At 60.3% G+C, this 15,760-nt stretch carries 13 protein-coding genes and 1 pseudogene; 5 read left to right on the top strand and 9 right to left on the bottom strand.

Annotated features, from left to right (window positions below; all coding sequences use genetic code 11):
• Position 1: 1 nt before the first annotated feature.
• Together SO156_RS06665 and SO156_RS06660 are read right to left on the bottom strand one after the other, a co-directional pair.
• The gene (locus tag SO156_RS06665; RefSeq protein WP_498534263.1) at positions 2 to 796 is read right to left on the bottom strand and encodes a 3-ketoacyl-ACP reductase; all 795 of its coding nucleotides are present in this window, start codon (positions 794 to 796) and stop codon (positions 2 to 4) included.
• Positions 793 to 2,079, bottom strand: coding sequence for a CaiB/BaiF CoA transferase family protein (locus SO156_RS06660; RefSeq protein ID WP_498534262.1), 1,287 nt, complete (start codon positions 2,077 to 2,079; stop codon positions 793 to 795). The genes SO156_RS06665 and SO156_RS06660 overlap by 4 nt, the downstream gene beginning before the upstream one ends.
• Before the next feature lie 74 nt (positions 2,080 to 2,153).
• On the opposite strand from SO156_RS06660, the gene SO156_RS06655 reads away from it, so the two are divergent.
• From SO156_RS06655 to SO156_RS06640, 4 genes are all read left to right on the top strand, one after another.
• Positions 2,154 to 3,110 (top strand): dihydrodipicolinate synthase family protein, encoded by a 957-nt coding sequence (locus SO156_RS06655; protein WP_498534261.1) that lies wholly within the window; start codon positions 2,154 to 2,156, stop codon positions 3,108 to 3,110.
• Positions 3,111 to 3,114: 4 nt separating this feature from the next.
• Complete coding sequence (locus tag SO156_RS06650) at positions 3,115 to 4,371, top strand: glycerate kinase type-2 family protein (RefSeq protein ID WP_498534260.1); 1,257 nt, start codon at positions 3,115 to 3,117, stop codon at positions 4,369 to 4,371.
• Positions 4,372 to 4,528: 157 nt separating this feature from the next.
• Positions 4,529 to 5,317: an enoyl-CoA hydratase-related protein gene (locus tag SO156_RS06645; RefSeq protein ID WP_498534259.1), complete on the top strand. Its 789-nt coding sequence runs from the start codon at positions 4,529 to 4,531 to the stop codon at positions 5,315 to 5,317.
• A 33-nt stretch (positions 5,318 to 5,350) separates the two neighbouring features.
• Positions 5,351 to 6,961 (top strand): GMC family oxidoreductase, encoded by a 1,611-nt coding sequence (locus tag SO156_RS06640; protein WP_498534258.1) that lies wholly within the window; start codon positions 5,351 to 5,353, stop codon positions 6,959 to 6,961.
• Positions 6,962 to 7,681: 720 nt separating this feature from the next.
• On the opposite strand, the pseudogene SO156_RS06635 reads toward SO156_RS06640, so the two are convergent.
• Positions 7,682 to 8,213: pseudogene (locus SO156_RS06635) on the bottom strand (UGSC family (seleno)protein).
• 80 nt (positions 8,214 to 8,293) lie between these two features.
• Positions 8,294 to 8,611 (bottom strand): hypothetical protein, encoded by a 318-nt coding sequence (locus tag SO156_RS06630; RefSeq protein ID WP_458151624.1) that lies wholly within the window; start codon positions 8,609 to 8,611, stop codon positions 8,294 to 8,296.
• 224 nt (positions 8,612 to 8,835) lie between these two features.
• Between SO156_RS06630 and SO156_RS06625 the strand changes: the two genes are divergently transcribed.
• Entirely contained in the window at positions 8,836 to 9,750 is a 915-nt protein-coding gene (locus SO156_RS06625; RefSeq protein WP_498534371.1) for a helix-turn-helix domain-containing protein, read from the top strand.
• A 555-nt stretch (positions 9,751 to 10,305) separates the two neighbouring features.
• Here the strand turns inward: SO156_RS06625 and hydA are convergent.
• From hydA to SO156_RS06600, 5 genes are all read right to left on the bottom strand, one after another.
• Positions 10,306 to 11,760, bottom strand: a complete 1,455-nt coding sequence (gene hydA / locus SO156_RS06620; protein WP_498534257.1) for a dihydropyrimidinase — start codon at positions 11,758 to 11,760, stop codon at positions 10,306 to 10,308.
• Positions 11,757 to 12,542, bottom strand: a complete 786-nt coding sequence (locus SO156_RS06615) for an aspartate/glutamate racemase family protein (RefSeq protein WP_498534256.1) — start codon at positions 12,540 to 12,542, stop codon at positions 11,757 to 11,759. Before SO156_RS06615 ends, hydA begins: the two co-directional genes overlap by 4 nt.
• Positions 12,539 to 13,312 (bottom strand): GntR family transcriptional regulator, encoded by a 774-nt coding sequence (locus SO156_RS06610; RefSeq protein WP_498534255.1) that lies wholly within the window; start codon positions 13,310 to 13,312, stop codon positions 12,539 to 12,541. Before SO156_RS06610 ends, SO156_RS06615 begins: the two co-directional genes overlap by 4 nt.
• An 80-nt stretch (positions 13,313 to 13,392) precedes the next feature.
• Positions 13,393 to 14,169 (bottom strand): maleate cis-trans isomerase family protein, encoded by a 777-nt coding sequence (locus tag SO156_RS06605; RefSeq protein ID WP_498534254.1) that lies wholly within the window; start codon positions 14,167 to 14,169, stop codon positions 13,393 to 13,395.
• Positions 14,170 to 14,239: 70 nt separating this feature from the next.
• Positions 14,240 to 15,544, bottom strand: coding sequence for an MFS transporter (locus SO156_RS06600; RefSeq protein ID WP_498534253.1), 1,305 nt, complete (start codon positions 15,542 to 15,544; stop codon positions 14,240 to 14,242).
• Positions 15,545 to 15,760: the final 216 nt, after the last annotated feature.

Here is a 15,760-nt window from a genome sequence, read left to right as displayed (position 1 = left end):
CTCAAAGCCGGCGAATATGCATGCCGCCGTCGATGTTGATGACTTCCCCGCTGGAGTAGGGGATTGCGCCGGTCGCAAGTGATGCAACCGCGCGGCCGACGTCATCAGGCTCGCCCCAGCGCTTGAACAAAGTGTTGCGATCGACGTAATCCGCATATTTATCGCGGACCATGGCGGTCATATCGGTTGCCATTAGGCCGGGGCGGATCTCGTAAACCTGAATGTTGTGCTCGCCGAGCTCGAGCGCGAAGAGCGAGGTCATCATCGAAAGTGCAGATTTGGCGAGGCAGTAGGCCGCCTTGTCGGTTGATGCCAACGCGGAGTTTGAAGATGTGATCGAAATTATCGATCGACTACCGCCGTCCGTGTCACTGGCCTTCATGCAACGGGCAACTTCTTGGGTAAGGAAGAATGTCCCTCTGAGATTGACGTTAACAACGAGGTCGAACTCGTCCGCTTGCACGTCGAGAATGCTAACGCGACGCGGAACTTGAATGCCTGCATTGTTGACGAGGCAGTCGAGACGATCAAAGCAGCCGATCACTTCGGAAACGAACGCAGCATGGCTCGGCACGTCGGCAAGATCGTGCCGAAGGAATTTTGCCTTGGCGCCGAGTTTTCTGACTCCTTCGACGGTCGCCTGCGCTTCATCGTCCTCAACAATGTCGTTGAGGACGAGATCGAAGCCTGCCTTTGCCAAGCAGTAAGCGATACCTCTGCCGAGGCCCCGTCGTGCTCCTGTGACCAACGCGACCTGGCGCACGGTCTCGCGGTCTGCGATGACCGTTCCTGTCATGCGACCGCCCCTAGCTTAGTGAGCGCCGAGATTTCGTCCGCCGAGAAGCCACCCTGAGAAAGAATAGATTGCATGTCTTGTCCGGGGCGCTCCGCGATGTGGCGCACCTGAGGAACCTGTCCGTCGTACCGATTGGGATGGTTGACCAGAACGGCCTGGCGACCATTGACTTCCGCTTTCCGGAAGATGCCGTTGTGGAGGGCTTGCGGATCGGTTGCGAGCTCGGAGTAGTTCTTGACCGGCGCATACCAAACCTTGTTTCGGGTCAGAGCTTCCTCGACTTGGGCAAGCGTCAAGCGCGCTACGCGCCGCGCAACATCCTCTGCGATGCGATCTCGTTCCAAATAGGCGTCCAGATCGCCTTCGGACGGCAGATCGGATGGGCCAAGGGCTTTGGTCAGAAGCTCGAGCGCGTTCAACGACATTGCGATGTGGCGGTGGTCAGCCGTTTCGTAGATGCCGTACGGGCCCTCATGGAACCACGTCGCGAGATGAGGATCGCGATTGAACACTTCAGGCGTCTTGTGACCATTCAAGTAGTTGGTGATGGCCTCCTGCTGCAGATCGATTCCGGCGTTGAACAGGCTGGACTCGACCCTTGTGCCTTGTCCGGTGCGAAGCTTTCGAACGACCGCGCCGAGGATGCCGAGCGCGAAGAGCGCCGCCCCGTGCTGGTCCACGACGGCGCAGCCTGCAGCAGCCGGCAAAATGCCCGGACGCTGGCCGGAGGTCGCCGAGACCAGACCAGTGCGCGCCTGAACAAGAAGGTCCTGTCCGGGGAACTCGGAATAGGGGCCGTCCGCGCCATAGCCGCTAGCCGATGCAAAGATAATGTCCGGCTTCGTCGCTTTCAGAACCTCGTAGCTCAATCCGAGCCGATCGAGGGTTCCAGGACGGAAATTCTCCATGACTACGTCGGCGCTTGCAGCAAGCCGCAAAAATGCGGCTTTGCCTTCAGCCGACTTGAGATCGATGCAGATGGAACGCTTGTTCTTATTTGCGCAGATGTAAAAGCCGGAAACGTCCCCGACGAACACCCTGGCTCCCGACCAACGACGCTCATAGGCGCCCCCGATGGGTTCGACCTTGATGACGTCGGCTCCCATGTCCGCGAGATACTGCGCGCCGGCCGGGCCTTGCAGATAGTGGCAAAGGCTGATGACGCGAATGCCTTCGAGCATCCGGTTCCTCCCAATGGCTTGATTTGTATTTATGAAAACCATTTCATAGCCAAGGGCCGTCGTCAAGCGGAAAGAATGCGTGTTTATCACGAAATATTCCACGGTTCTCTGGTTGCGGCCCACGGAGTGATGTGCTTTTTATAGAAAAATAAGAAATCGATTTCACGGAGGATTCAATGAAAGTCATGTTCAAACCCGTCGGCGTCATGCCCGCTTGCCTAATGCCTTTGCAGGGCGATGGGAAAATTGACGAGGCGAATTATCGCCGCCATCTCAGAGATCTGGCGAACGTCAAAGGACTCACTGGCATCGTCGTCAACGGCCATGCGGCCGAGGTTCATGCTCTGACGCTGGAGCAGCAGATCTGGGGCATCGCGACGGCCTGTGAGGAGGTTGGCGATCAGATTCCGATCATCGCCGGCGTCTATGCTGAAGCAACGCACTTTGCGCGCGACATGGCCAAGGCGGCTGAGAGAGCAGGCGCACAGGCGATCCTCATTTTCCCACCAAACGCTCTGATGTTCGGTGGAAACGCCCGCCCTGAGCTGGGCGCGCAATTCGTTCGCGACGTTGCTTCGGCGACATCCCTGCCAGCCATCCTCTTCCAATTCCCGCTCACAACGTCGCTCTCGTATGATTTCGATACGCTTGTCTCGCTATGCGATCGCGTCGAGAATCTTGTCGCGATCAAAGAACTCGGCTCTGATGCGCGCGTCCACGAGCGGACGATCGAGGCGCTCCACGGTCTCTCCAAGCCTGTCAACGTTCTGACCAGCCAATCGCAGTGGCTCGGCGCCTCAATTGCCATGGGTGCAAGGGGCATTATCTCGGGTGCTGGCAGCGTCATTGCAGATCGTCAACGCGCGCTATTCGACGCTTATACCTCGGACACGCCCAATCCCAAGCTGCAGCGCGAGCTTCTGGCCGAGATGAGCCTCTTGGTCGACGCTTTCTACGGCGCCCCTTACGTCAACTGGCAAGCCCGGATGAAGCATGTGCTTTTCCACTTCAGGCGCTTCGCCACGCCGAACGTTTTCGCCCCGTTGCAGACGATCCCACAGGAAGATTGGCAGAGAATTTTTGCTCTGCTGGAGAAGGCTGGCCTGACCGCTGACAACCTCTATCGAAAGTAAGAAAGTGCACGACGAACGACGCTTACTTGCCGCGCTGTTCGACGCTGCTGTCAGCGCGGCAGACCCTGTGAAGGTTATCGGCCGCTTCCTGCCGCCGGTACCAAAGGGCCGCACGGTGGTTGTCGGCGCGGGCAAGGGCGTTGCCCAGCTCGCCCAAGCGCTCGAGAATGTCTGGCCAGGGAGCATCGAAGGTACAGTTGTTACGCGCTATAGCTATGGCGCGCCTTGCAAGCGTATCGAGGTTCTCGAGGCGGGCCATCCTGTTCCGGACCAGGCCGGGCTTGCCGCAGCTGCAAGAGTATTTGAACGTGTTCGCGGCTTGACGCCGGACGACCTCGTGGTCGCGCTTGTTTGCGGCGGCGGCTCGGCGCTTTTGGCCGCACCACCAGATGGATTTGGCCTTTCAGACGAGATCGAGTTGAACCAACTGCTGCTACGCTCCGGCGCGCCAATCTCAGTGATGAACGCTATTCGCCGGCGGTTCTCCAAGATCAAGGGCGGTCGGCTAGCTGCCGCGGCCTACCCGGCAAAACTGGTCAGTCTCATCGTCTCCGACATTCCTGGAGATACTTTGGCGCATGTCGCATCTGGACCAACGCTCCCGGTGGATGACACGCCTCAGAAGGTGCTGAAAGCCGCCGAGAGCTATCGCATCGAGCTTTCTGCGGCAATACGCGATCACATCGCCAACGACGGCTCTGCACCGGGACCGTCAGATCCTTGTTTCATGACGACCACAACTCATCTCGTTGCATCCGCTTGCCTGTCGCTTGAGGCCGCGTTACGCAAGGCAAGTGAACAAGGCTTCGAGGCTTTAATTCTATCGGACGCCATAGAAGGGGAGGCACGGGACGCCGGCCTATTTCACGCAGCCCTCGCGGCCGAAATTCAAAAACGCGATCGTCCGTTTCGCAAACCGGTCGTGCTCCTCTCCGGAGGAGAGACGACGGTGACGGTTCGCGGTCGAGGGAAGGGCGGTCGGAATACCGAATTCTTACTCTCGCTCGCCACCAAGATCGCGGGCATCGACAATATTTTTGCGATCTCGGCAGATACCGACGGCATTGACGGCACAGAAGACAACGCTGGCGCATTTGCTGACGGCACCACGGTGATGCGCTTGCGAGCCCTCGGTCTTGATCCAGACGGCTTGCTGTCGCGCAACGACGCATGGACGGCCTTCAGTGCGTTGGGCGATCTCTTTGTTCCTGGGCCAACGGGCACCAACGTGAACGACTTTCGGGCAATCTTGGTTCAGTAGATGGTTTACAGATTCCGCACATCGCGATTGATTGCGCTCACGATCCCCTTCAAAGCGCGGGTCAGTCATCCCAACAGCGAAACCGCCGAGAAGATTTCGGAGCTGCTGCGTAGCAACCGCTTGCCTTCGGCGGCTTCAATTGCAGCGAGGCTCGAACATGTCTGAAGCCCAGACCGATGCATCGCTAGTGCTTGCGGAGCGGACCGGTCGCATTCTGCTCCTCAGGCTCAACCGCCCGAACAAACTGAATGCTCTCTCGAAGCAGCTTCTTCAGGAGCTTGTCGGCGCGTTGAGCGAAGCGGAAGGCGACAGCGATGTCGCCTGCGTGATCCTCACCGGGGCAGGCCGGGCCTTTTCAGCTGGCGCAGACATATTCGACATGCTGGGACGCGGCCTGGCCTCCTACGCTGACTCCGAACGCCTTGCCCGATGGCGCGCCATCGAGCGCTTTCCCAAGCCGCTTATCGCTGCGGTTAATGGCCATGCGCTCGGCGGAGGGCTTGAGCTCGCGCTGCTTTGCGACATTCTCGTCGCCTCCGACCAGGCGCGGTTCGCCGCGCCTGAGATCAAGATCGGCTCCTTTCCCGGCGATGGTGGAACGCAACGTTTGCCGAGGCTGGTCGGTAAGTCGTTTGCGATGCAGATGATCCTGACCGGGGAAATGGTCGATGCCGCTCTTGCCGAACGCAAGGGGTTGGTTAGCGAGGTTGTGGCGGCCGATCGGCTGCTACCGCGCGCAATGGAGATAGCATCGTCGATCGCAGCCCAATCCACCGCGATCACGCCCTTCGCCAAGAGAGCGGTCCTTGCAGCTTTTGAGCATCCGCTGGAGGAGGGATTGCGTGTCGAGCATGCGCTCACCGTGGAGGCATTCAACACGGCGGACCGCATCGAGGGACTGAAGGCATTTGCAGAGAAGCGTAATCCAGTCTTCAAGGACCGCTAGGCCAGATCATCAGAGTGAGGTCGGGGAGGAGCTATGTGGGACTATATCATCGTCGGAGCAGGCTCTGCCGGCTGCGTGTTGGCCAACCGGCTGTCTGAAGATCCTTCCGTCAACATCTTGCTGCTTGAGGCCGGGAGCCGGGATTGGAACCCGATGATTCATATTCCTGCTGGTCTCGGCAAGCTATTTGGGCCGGGCGTCAACTGGCGCTTTCACACTGTGCCGCAGAAAAATCTGGACAACCGCGTGGTGTGGTACCCGCAGGGCAAGACGCTTGGCGGCTCCAGTTCAATCAATGCGATGATCTATATCCGCTGCCAGAAGGAGGACTACGACAACTGGGCCGCCCTCGGCAACGACGGCTGGGCCTATGAGGACGTGCTGCCCTATTTCCGGAAGTCGGAAGACAACGATCGACTAGCAAATCGTTACCACGGCGAAGGCGGTCCGCTCTGGGTATCGGACCAACTTGGTGTCCATGAGCTCACCCGCGCGTTTGTGCGTGCGGCGCAGCAGTGGGGTCTACCTTTCAATCCCGACTTCAACGGTGATTCCATGTATGGAGCGGGATTCTACCAAGTGACGTGCCGTCACGGACGTCGCCGCTCAGCGGCTGTCTCATACCTTCATCCCATCCGCCGGAATCGGCCGAACCTTTCCGTAAGGACGCATGCACGCGTGTTGCGCGTCGTCATCGAGAACGGGCGTGCCGTTGGGGTTGAAATAGCCAGGGGCAGTGGTCGCGAGATTCTGCGCGCCGGTGAAATTATCGTCTCGTCGGGGGCGGTCAATTCACCGCGCCTGTTGATGCTGTCGGGCATAGGCGACGCAGACGAATTGAAGTCACTCGGTGTCACGCCTGTTGCGGACTTGAAGGGTGTCGGTCGCAATCTACAGGATCACCTCTGTACCAACGTGCACATTACTCTGAAGCAGCCCATTAGTTACGATCGGCAGGACCGTTATCCTAATGCGCTGCTGCATGGATTGCGCTGGCTGCTCTATCGAAGTGGACCGGCAGCCTCGGTCATCGTCGAAGGTGGTGGTTTCTTTCAGACGGAGGGTGCGAACCGTCCCGACTTGCAGATCCACATTGCGCCGGCCCTGGTCGTCCGCGGCGGCCAGACGCGGCTCGATGGCTACGGCTTTACTGTCAACTCGACCTTTCTTCGTCCAAGGAGCGTTGGCAGCATTAAGCTGCGATCATCCGATCGAACTGACGAACCGCTAATCGATCCAAACTATCTCAGCGATCCCTACGACCGTTCGATGGCACTTAAGTCGGTCAGGATCATTCGCGAGGTGCTGTCGCAGAGTGCCATCGCCAGATACATCGAGAAGGAGCGGCTGCCAGGCTTGCACGCGCAGAGCGACGACGAGATCATGGGCTATATCCGCCAGTATGCCTGCTGCGACTACCATCCGGTTGGAACGTGCAAGATGGGGATCGACCAGATGGCGGTCGTCGACCCGAAGCTCAAGGTCCATGGCATAGACCGGATGCGAGTGATCGATGCATCGATCATGCCGGTATTGACAAGCGGTAACACCAATGGTCCCACTATGATGATTGGCGAGAAAGGTGCCGACCTGATCAAAGAGATGGCCGCCGGTCCGTCGCAAACGATCCGAACAGCCGTCTGAGCACACAAGTTGAGGGAGAAAAGTAGTCGCTCCGCGCCTTCGCGGCCATCATTTCGTCAACGATCAGATTCGCTATCGGCTCACCGAAATAGCTAACATGTAAATGCTGGTCGAACATTGACCCCCATCGGCGTCGTCGAGACTCCTTCCTCCAGGTAGCACGGGGCCGTTCGGACACCGATGAGATCCAGATTCCAGTTAGCAAGATGATGAGCAGAATCTGAACGCTCTCGTTGCCTGGTTGCGCGCCATCCCGCCAATCGAATAGAGCTGAAGCTGTTGGCGCAAAGCTGACCGAGGTGTCCAGGGACGGAGTGGTCCGGTGAGCGGTGCGAGCTATCACCTCACAAGCCAACCAGGGTTTTCCTGATCATTGACGGTATCGGAAGCGATGGCGCGAGTGTGGCGGTGACTCTTACGGCCAAGCTCTCGCGTCCACCTAGTCGATTGACTCCGATAATTGCCGAAGGAGCCATTGCTCCGAGCAGCACGAATTTTCCTGTGAATTCAAGATCAAAACGTTAGCACGGATATACCGTCGGAATCTGACTGCCAGCATTGGCGCATTGTGCTTGCAAATCAACGCGATAGTGTCGTCCTAAATGATTGAGTGGGTAGTGCTGCCGGGTGCTATAGCGAAGTTTAGCGTAGGTCTGAGCTTTGCGCGCGTCGCTCAATGGCGAAGAGAGATGTGGTCTCGACTTAGCTCGAACGAGCTTGTCAATCCATCGCGTTTTGGCCGACGGAGTACACCATCGAACCACATCGTGTAGAAGCGTTGGAGCCGTTCCGAGCACTCTGTTTGAGGTCGGTCTCAGTTGGGGTTGCGCTACCGGGGCGGCGGGCTCGGCCAGCGGTGCGGGTGACCGTGGTTGAAGTGAGGGCAAAAAGGGCCCCGGCTCTTTCGAGGTCCGGGCCCAAGTCCGGGAGGAAGGGGGCGACTATTTGCCGAGCCAGACCTTTGGTGCCTTCTCGGCGACCATAGCCGCGCGAGCTTCGATCTCGGCCTGGGTGATCGATGACTACGGGGATAGAGCCTTCCATGCCGATCGCGGTCCGGATCAGCACAGTCTCCTTCTCGAACTCCGTGGTGATGATGGCGGCCGATGGCAGGCCGAGCTTCTCGAGCGTTACCGATGCAGCAGGAACAGCAGGATCCGCAATCGCCGATGGCAGTCAGAACGAGGTCGTTGTTCGCTGCGATCTCGGCGATCAGTTCCGGCTCGGCGTCTTTCGAGAAGGATCCGTTCACGTAGTAGTTCACCTTGGCGAACTGGTTGATGAGATCGACAGCAGCTGATAGGGGCGGCACCCCACACAAACTCGGGGCGATTACGAATCCTTTGTGACCGAGGACACATCAGGTTCTATATTCACTAAAACGTCCCCGGCAGTGATTTCGGGATCTCCAAGATCGAGGTCAAGCAGACTTGCTTGAACAAACTCCAGTATCTTAGCGTTCGCTGCATTAGCGCTGTCGCGGTCCTCGAATATCATCACAGCGACACCAACGCCGCCGCCCCCATCCAGCACGTAGTAAGATCTGAATCCGCGCGATTGCCTCAGGATCTGACCGATGCCGCTCTTGGCGCGGCGAGCAGCGTCCGCAACCGAACGAACCTTGGTGTACTTGCGAAGGACTATGTACATGAGGTCACCGCGCGCTGCCGTTCTGAAATCTAGCATCAGGATATCAGCGCCGATACGACGCGATACGGTCCTGGACGTCGCCCGGGGGCCCGATAAGGGAAAAAACTGCATTTGGCAGACTTGCTTACTTTTTTACGCGAGTACAACGCACAGCTCGCCAGCCAAAAGTAAACTGACAGTTGACCTTCACCTGGTTGCACACCGCGCTAAGCTAGGCCGAGCGGATACGAAGGCCATCCGAGAAGCCGATAGCACCATCGGTTTCCGCGCGTTCAGGGTGCTTCGACGTCAACGCGGAGAAGCGCTCGGACTATCAGGGCTTCATCCGTGAAGCGAAGTTCGGTGCCGTCACGATGACAGACGTCCTGCTGTCGGAGCAGCGCATCACGCGGCGCGAGCGCCACATCGCGAAGCTCGACAAGGACTGCTACTATGTCGAGTTCGTCCAGCAGGGACAAATCAACGTCCTCCAGGCCGGGCGGGCGCTGCTCACCAATCCCAGCGTCGGCGCGATCTTCTCGGCCTCCGAGGCCTATGACCTGGAGTGCATGGGCAAGGTGCGGTCGCTGTATCTGGAGATTCCGCGCGTGGAGTTCGCCTCGCGGTTTAACGCGAGCAAGATCCCTGTCGCGATGACCATGGCGACGGGACGGGAGCTGGGGCGGATTGCGGCCGAGTTCTGTGCGACGCTCGCCTCCGAAGGCTCGCCGCTCGATGAGGTCGCGCGCGCCCGGCTGGGCGATGAGCTCATGGACGTCCTGGCGCTTGCCTTGGACATGGGCGACAGGGATGAGCTTTCGGAAGATGCGACCGCCCAGAAGGCGCGCCTGCGATCCGTCAAGGCCTGGATCGAGGAGCACCTGATCGATCCGGATCTCTCGCTGGAGAGGATCGCGAAGAACAACGGTGTCTCGCTCCGGCACCTGCATTATCTCTTCAGGCTCACGGAGGTGTCGGTCTCCGAGTGGATCCTGGACCGCCGTCTGCAGCGCTGCTACGATATGCTGACCCGTCCGGAGTTGAGGTCCTTGTCGGTGACCGAGGTTGCCTATCGTTGCGGCTTCAGGAGCTCATCGCACTTCAGCACCGCCTTTAGGCGGCGATTTGGGCATAGCCCGTCGGAGCTGCGTAAGCGCTAAGAAACTTCTCCATGAGGCAGTCGGATCATCAGGTCTCAGCGCGTTGAGGGCGGCTCTCTTTTTGGCGCAAAGCAGACGTCACTGCGGATTTCGAGGTCGCCGAAGGGGCCAATGCGGGAGATCCAGATTTCACCGGTACCCGGGAGCTGCTACCATCGAGCGGTCTTGCGTCCGAGGGGGGATTGCTGTGTCTCCAGCAGAACTGTCGAGCAGCGAGGCGGAGCGACTGCGGGCATTCGAACGCCAAGGTTATGACGCCTTGGCAAAGAGTTATCACGCATTTTTTGCCACGGTTACCGATCCTCTTCTCGACGATGTGTGCTTGCGCCCTGGTACACGCTTGCTGGATATTCGGCGACCGGGCTGCGGTAGTGCACCACGAACTGCACGCTGCCGGCTTGCGTGAGCTTGATAGCGTTCTACGAAAAATTGATCAGCGTCTCCCGCAGCCGCTTCTAGGCGGCATAGACCACGATCGGCAGCAAGGCGGGTCAGCCTGATTGGCCTTTCGTAGACAGCTTATCAGTCCGACGGCAACCGCTGGAAAGGCATCATCTAATACGCCGAGTCCGCTGTGCGGCTGTCTCCCCTCGCTGCTTGCCCGCCGGTCGCAAGAAAAGACTTGTTGCGCGCCAGGTACGAACCATGTCCCCGCGAACCGAGCAGTTCTCCCTCTCTGACCACGACCCGTCCCCTGACCATTGTCAGGATCGGCCAGCCGGTGACTTCGCGCCCTTCATAGGGCGTATAGTCCGAGCCGTCCTGCAATAAATCGTGCGTGATCACCACGCGCTTGTTCGGATCCCAGATAGCGATGTCTGCGTCACTGCCCACAGCGATCGTTCCCTTCCGCGGGTAGAGTCCGTAAGTCTTGGCATGGTTGGTGGAGGTGAGCGCGACAAATCGATTGATATCGATGCGTCCCTTCACTACGCCTTCGGAGAACAGGATCGGCAACCGCGTGGCGACGCCCGGGATGCCGTTCGGCACCCAGCGGAAGCTGGTGCGCCCCTTGGGCGCGAGCTTGCCCTGCGGGTCGTCGTAGCGGAATGGGCAATGATCGGATGAGAACACCGAGAACACGCCAGTCTGTATGCCTTCCCAGCACGCGGCCTGGCTCGCCTCGTCGCGCGGCGGCGGCGAGCAGACGTATTTCGCGCCCTCCATGTTGAGCCCCTGAAGGTCTTCAGCGGTGAGCGTGAGATATTGTGGGCAGGTCTCGCCGAAGACCTTCAGCCCTTTCTGCTGGGCGCGCCGGATTTCGTCCATCGACTCGCGGTTCGACACGTGGACGATCATGACGGGAACATCGACCAGCTCGGCAAGCGAGATCGCGCGATGCGTTGCCTCGCGCTCAACGACGATCGGGCGCGAGACGGCGTGATAGTATGGCTCGGTCTTCGCGGCGTGCTCGAGCCGATCGGTCAGAAAGCGGATCGCATCGTAGTTCTCGGCGTGCACCATCACCAGCGCGCCGGTTTCGCGTGCCACCGCCATCACCTCCAGAATCTCGCGGTCCGACAGCTTGAGATCGTCGTAGGTCATGAAAATCTTGAAGGACGTGTAGCCGTCCTGGATCAGCGCCGGTAGTTCCTGCCCAAGCACTTGCTCGGTCGGATCGGAAATGATCAGGTGGAAGGACACGTCGATGTAGCAGTTGCCTTCGGCAAGCTTGTGGTACTGCTTCACGGCCTCGCGAAGCGAGTGCCCCTTTTCCTGGAGGCAAAACGGCAGCACCGTTGTGTTGCCGCCGAACGCCGCGGAGCGCGTGCCGCTCTCGAAATCGTCCGCCATCACGATATCGGCGCCGGACGGCTGGGAGAAATGGACATGGCTGTCGATGCCGCCCGGCAGGACGAGCATACCGTCGGCATCGATCACCTCGCGCGCCGCGCCAAGCTCGTGACCCAGCACCACGACGCGTCCATCACGGATGCCGACGTCGCACTGAAACGTGTCGGAGGCGGTGGCGATAGTGCCGCCGCGAATGATGACATCGAGGCTGGTCATTGCCGCTTCTCCTTGAGTGTTTCGCCTTGTTCGATCTGGTCGCGATGCTCGATGCGACGGCCGAGCGCATCCGGCAGTCCGACAGTTGGCTTCGGATCCGGCCGACGGAATGTCCCGGAAGTTGCCTTCCTGGGCGCGAGCGCCACCAGCGTCTCAGCCTGCTTCACTGCGGCCGCGACCTGATCCACGACCGGAACAGGAATCTTGGATCTGACTTTGCCCGCGAGGCCTGCGAGCGGCGCGCCAGCCAGGATGATCACGTCGGCCTCATCCTCGCTGACCGCGCGGTTGGCGAGTTCGATCAGCAGCGCTTCCTTCTCCTCCTGGACATTTGAAATCGAGCGGAACGTGCCGTCCAGCATGCGGATGCCCGCGCAGCGCTCGCGCAACCCGTGCATCTCGACGCACTCCCGGTACCAGGGTCCAAGCGCTCGCGCGAAGGTGACGATCGAGAAGCGTCGGCCCAGCATGCAGGCAGTGAGCATCGCGCTCTCCGCCATGCCGACGATCGGAATGTCGAACAGCTCACGGGCGCCGAACAGGCCCGGATCACCGAACGCTGCGATAATCGCTGCGTCGAACTCGTGCTGCTGCTCCGCGAGAAGTTCGAGCGCGATCGCGCCGCCGATCTGCGCCTCGGCCCGGGTTGCGATATAGGGCACGCCGCGGGGCGCGGTGAGCGGAACGAGCTCAGTACCCGGTGAAGCCGCTTGGCGACCTGCGGACGCCAGAAGATCCGTCACCTCCCGGCTGGTATTCGGGTTGAGCAGAAGGATCCTCATGGACGTTCCTCTTGTTGCGCCGCGGCGTTATCGATCGGCTGATTTGCGCCTTGGAACCGGCCGTTGAGAATCTCCCTGACCACGATTCCGGTCCGGATCACGTGGTTCGCCAGCAGCCGCCCGGCGCGCGCGGCATCGCGCTGTTTCAACGCGGCGAGCAACGCGCGGTGTTCCTTCACGGATTCGTCCCACCGCTCCTGCGACGACAAGGCGAAGAAGCGGGCGCGTTCGGCGCGGCTGAGCAGAGAGTCATGGGTTGCTTTCAACGCCCGGTTCCGAGAGCAGGTAACGATAAAGCCGTGGATCTGCTGATTGAGCTCGAAGTAGTCGCGCAGCTTGCCGGTATCGTGCAGACGCTCCATCCGCTCCTGCAGATTGTCGAGCTTCTCCAGTTCGCCGTCGGTCATGCGGAGCGCGGCAAGCTCGGCGGCGATGCGCTCGATGCCGCTTACGGCCTCGAAGATTTCCTCGATCTCTACTTGACGCAGCGGCGCGATCATCGCGCTGCGGTTGAGGCGCAGCTCGACCAACCCTTCGGAGGCCAGGAGCTTCAGCGCTTCGCGCAGCGGCGTGCGGGAAATCCCGAGCGCCTCCGACAGATCGGCCTCCACCAGGGTTTCGCCCGGCGCGAGATCGCCACGAACGATCAGGCTGCGCAGCCGATCCATCGTTTCCTCGTGCAGACCCGTGCGCTGCAGCCGCAGACGTTTGCTCCCGATGGCCGAGCGACCGCACCGGACGGCTAGCTTTGTCTTCTTACGTTGCACCATCACGTCCTCCCCGGGCACTTATAGCGTGCGCATCCCGAGACGATATCGAAATCAGTTCGCGGGCCGGTCACTGATGTCTCTCATCCCGGTTGCGTCGCGGCGCGCCCTCCGGCAGCCGCCGGCCGCGCCAGCCGATCGTCCCGAAACAGGCTGCCCCATCCCTTGACGCGCATGGGGAAGATGTTTGCGACCGCCAGGCTTTTCCACACCGTGGCCGCGATCGAATCATAGACGGGAATGCCGAGTTCCCGCTCGAGCGATTCGGCGAGGCCGGCGCCGCGCATGTTGGTACAAACGATCGCCACTGCATCGCAGCCCTCCCGTGCCACCGCACGCACGAGATCGACGATCGCGTCCTCGCGCACTTCGGCAAAGGAATAATTGTCCTGCAGCTTCAGATGCCGTTCTGCGCTGCAACGAAACCCCGCCGCCTGCCAGTTCGTCATGATCCTGGACTGGACGTCGCTGCGGTAGGGCGTGACGAGGCCGATCCGCGTCGTTGCCGTACGCTCGAAAATCTCGCGAAATGCCAGCACGGACGTGCAGGCCGCGATGCCAGTGGCGGCGCGAATGCGTTCACACAGCCGCTCATCGCGGTCGAAGCCGAGCCAGCTCGCCGAGGTGCCGTTCCAGGCGATCGCGTCAACCTTGGCATGCGCGAGGAGTTCGGCAGCGCGCAGGATCTCGCTGTCGTCGAACTGGCCGAGCGCCTGCTCGGTGAGTGCGATTTCCGTGACCTTGAATCGGGAGAAATGCGCGGAGATTTCGGGCAGGCCGGCAAGCATCGCGGTCGTGACCGGTTCGAGCACGGTGTTGGAGGAGGGGGTCAGCATCCCGAGGCGAACGCGTCGTGTCATCTCATACTCCGTTGTCCTCTCAAGAGCAGCTTCCCCGGAACGATCCGGGAAAGCGTGATGGCGGCAGCCGCTAGACCGGAAGCTTGCGGCTGTAGTCGATCGCCGTCGAGCAGGCGAACAGCGCCACGCCGGCCGCGGCGAAGAACATCAACGCCAGGAAGTACGATCCGGTCAGCTGGACGATGAAGCCGACAATGATCGGCACCGTGATGCCGGCGATGTTACCGCCAAGATTCATGCAACCACCGAGGAATCCGGCGCGGTCCCGCGTCGCCAGCATGGAGGGGATCGCCCAGTACATGCCGCACCAGCGCAGGAAAAACAGCGTCGTCGACAAGAGCGCCACAACAGCGATCGGATCGCGAACATAAGCGACTGCGAAGACGGAGACGGTGGCGATCAGTGCCGCGACTCCGAACAGCGTGCGGAACACGAGGTTAGGTGTTCCGCCACGGGTGCGCCAGGCATCGCCGATGAAGCCGCCGACAAGCTCGCCGATGAAGCCGGCGAAGAAGATGACGAAGGAGGCGCCGCCGAGGGTCTTGATGTCGAAGCCGTGCACCTTGAACAAGTAGTTCGGCATCCAGGTCAGCAGGCCATAGAACACGGTGTTGAAGAACATCCAGCCGCAGCACATCAGCCAGACCGAGCGATAGCGGAAATAGGCCGCCGCGCCGCCGCCGCGCGACGCCGGCGCCCGGGCGTCTTCCTCGGCATGCGCCGCCTCGATGAAACGCGCCTCGTTGTCGTCAACGGACGGATGTTCGCGCGGCGCGTTGCGGATGTACCACCAGGCCAAAAGACCGCACAAGATCGTGCCGATACCAGCCACCAGGAAGGCCGCGCGCCAGGAATCGAACACCGCGATCAGCCATGCGATGACGATCGCGCCGAGTGCCGCCCCGAGCGGTGCGCCGCCGTCCAGAAGGGTGGCGCCGCGCGCGCGCTCGTTCTGCGTCATCCAGATTGCGTTCAGCTTGCCGCCGGCCGGATAGATCGGCGCTTCGGTCGCGCCGAGGCCAAGGCGCGTTAGCGCCAGCATCACCCAGCTGGTCGATGTGGCCGCAATCGCCTGAAAGAAGCCCCAGCCGATCGTCGCAACGGCGATGATAATGCGAGGTTTGAACCGGTCGGCGAGCATGCCGCCCGGAACCTGCATGAACGCATAGGTCCAGAAGAACGAGCTCAGGATGAAGCCCTGGGTCGCGGGATCGAGATTGAATTCCTTCGCGATCAACGGCATCGCGACCGAGAGTGACGCGCGATCGATGTAGTTGATCGCAATCAGGAAGAGCATCAGGAAGAAGATTCTCCAGCGGACATTGGTCCGCCTCAGCGCCAATACACCATCCGCCGTCGTCGCACGTCCGTCCATTCGCATCCTCCATCGGTTTGGTTTCCCCATCCTTGTTGTCTCGTGTCCGCTCTGTGGCGGAGGCGTGGGTGTCTTCCCGTCTACGGCAAACGTGGGTCGCGCACAATCGACAAATTGCATATTGCATACAATATATCATAAGTCATTGATATGGCGTGTATTTATAACTTAAAAACTGATGTTTCGGAGCTCGCAAAACGATTGACAATATAAGTA

The organism is Bradyrhizobium sp. UFLA05-125 (genome assembly GCF_059803515.1).
Note: the sequence above shows the minus strand (reverse complement) of the source record. Positions and strands in the feature narration are given on the sequence as shown.

Coding starts and splice junctions, on each gene's coding strand:
- SO156_RS06665 (WP_498534263.1), bottom strand. CDS start 796: ATGACAGGAACGGTCATCGCAGACCGCGAGACCGTGCGCCAGGTCGCG.
- SO156_RS06655 (WP_498534261.1), top strand. CDS start 2,154: ATGAAAGTCATGTTCAAACCCGTCGGCGTCATGCCCGCTTGCCTAATG.
- SO156_RS06645 (WP_498534259.1), top strand. CDS start 4,529: ATGTCTGAAGCCCAGACCGATGCATCGCTAGTGCTTGCGGAGCGGACC.
- SO156_RS06640 (WP_498534258.1), top strand. CDS start 5,351: ATGTGGGACTATATCATCGTCGGAGCAGGCTCTGCCGGCTGCGTGTTG.
- SO156_RS06630 (WP_458151624.1), bottom strand. CDS start 8,611: ATGTACATAGTCCTTCGCAAGTACACCAAGGTTCGTTCGGTTGCGGAC.
- hydA (WP_498534257.1), bottom strand. CDS start 11,760: ATGACCAGCCTCGATGTCATCATTCGCGGCGGCACTATCGCCACCGCC.
- SO156_RS06615 (WP_498534256.1), bottom strand. CDS start 12,542: ATGAGGATCCTTCTGCTCAACCCGAATACCAGCCGGGAGGTGACGGAT.
- SO156_RS06610 (WP_498534255.1), bottom strand. CDS start 13,312: ATGGTGCAACGTAAGAAGACAAAGCTAGCCGTCCGGTGCGGTCGCTCG.
- SO156_RS06605 (WP_498534254.1), bottom strand. CDS start 14,169: ATGACACGACGCGTTCGCCTCGGGATGCTGACCCCCTCCTCCAACACC.
- SO156_RS06600 (WP_498534253.1), bottom strand. CDS start 15,544: ATGGACGGACGTGCGACGACGGCGGATGGTGTATTGGCGCTGAGGCGG.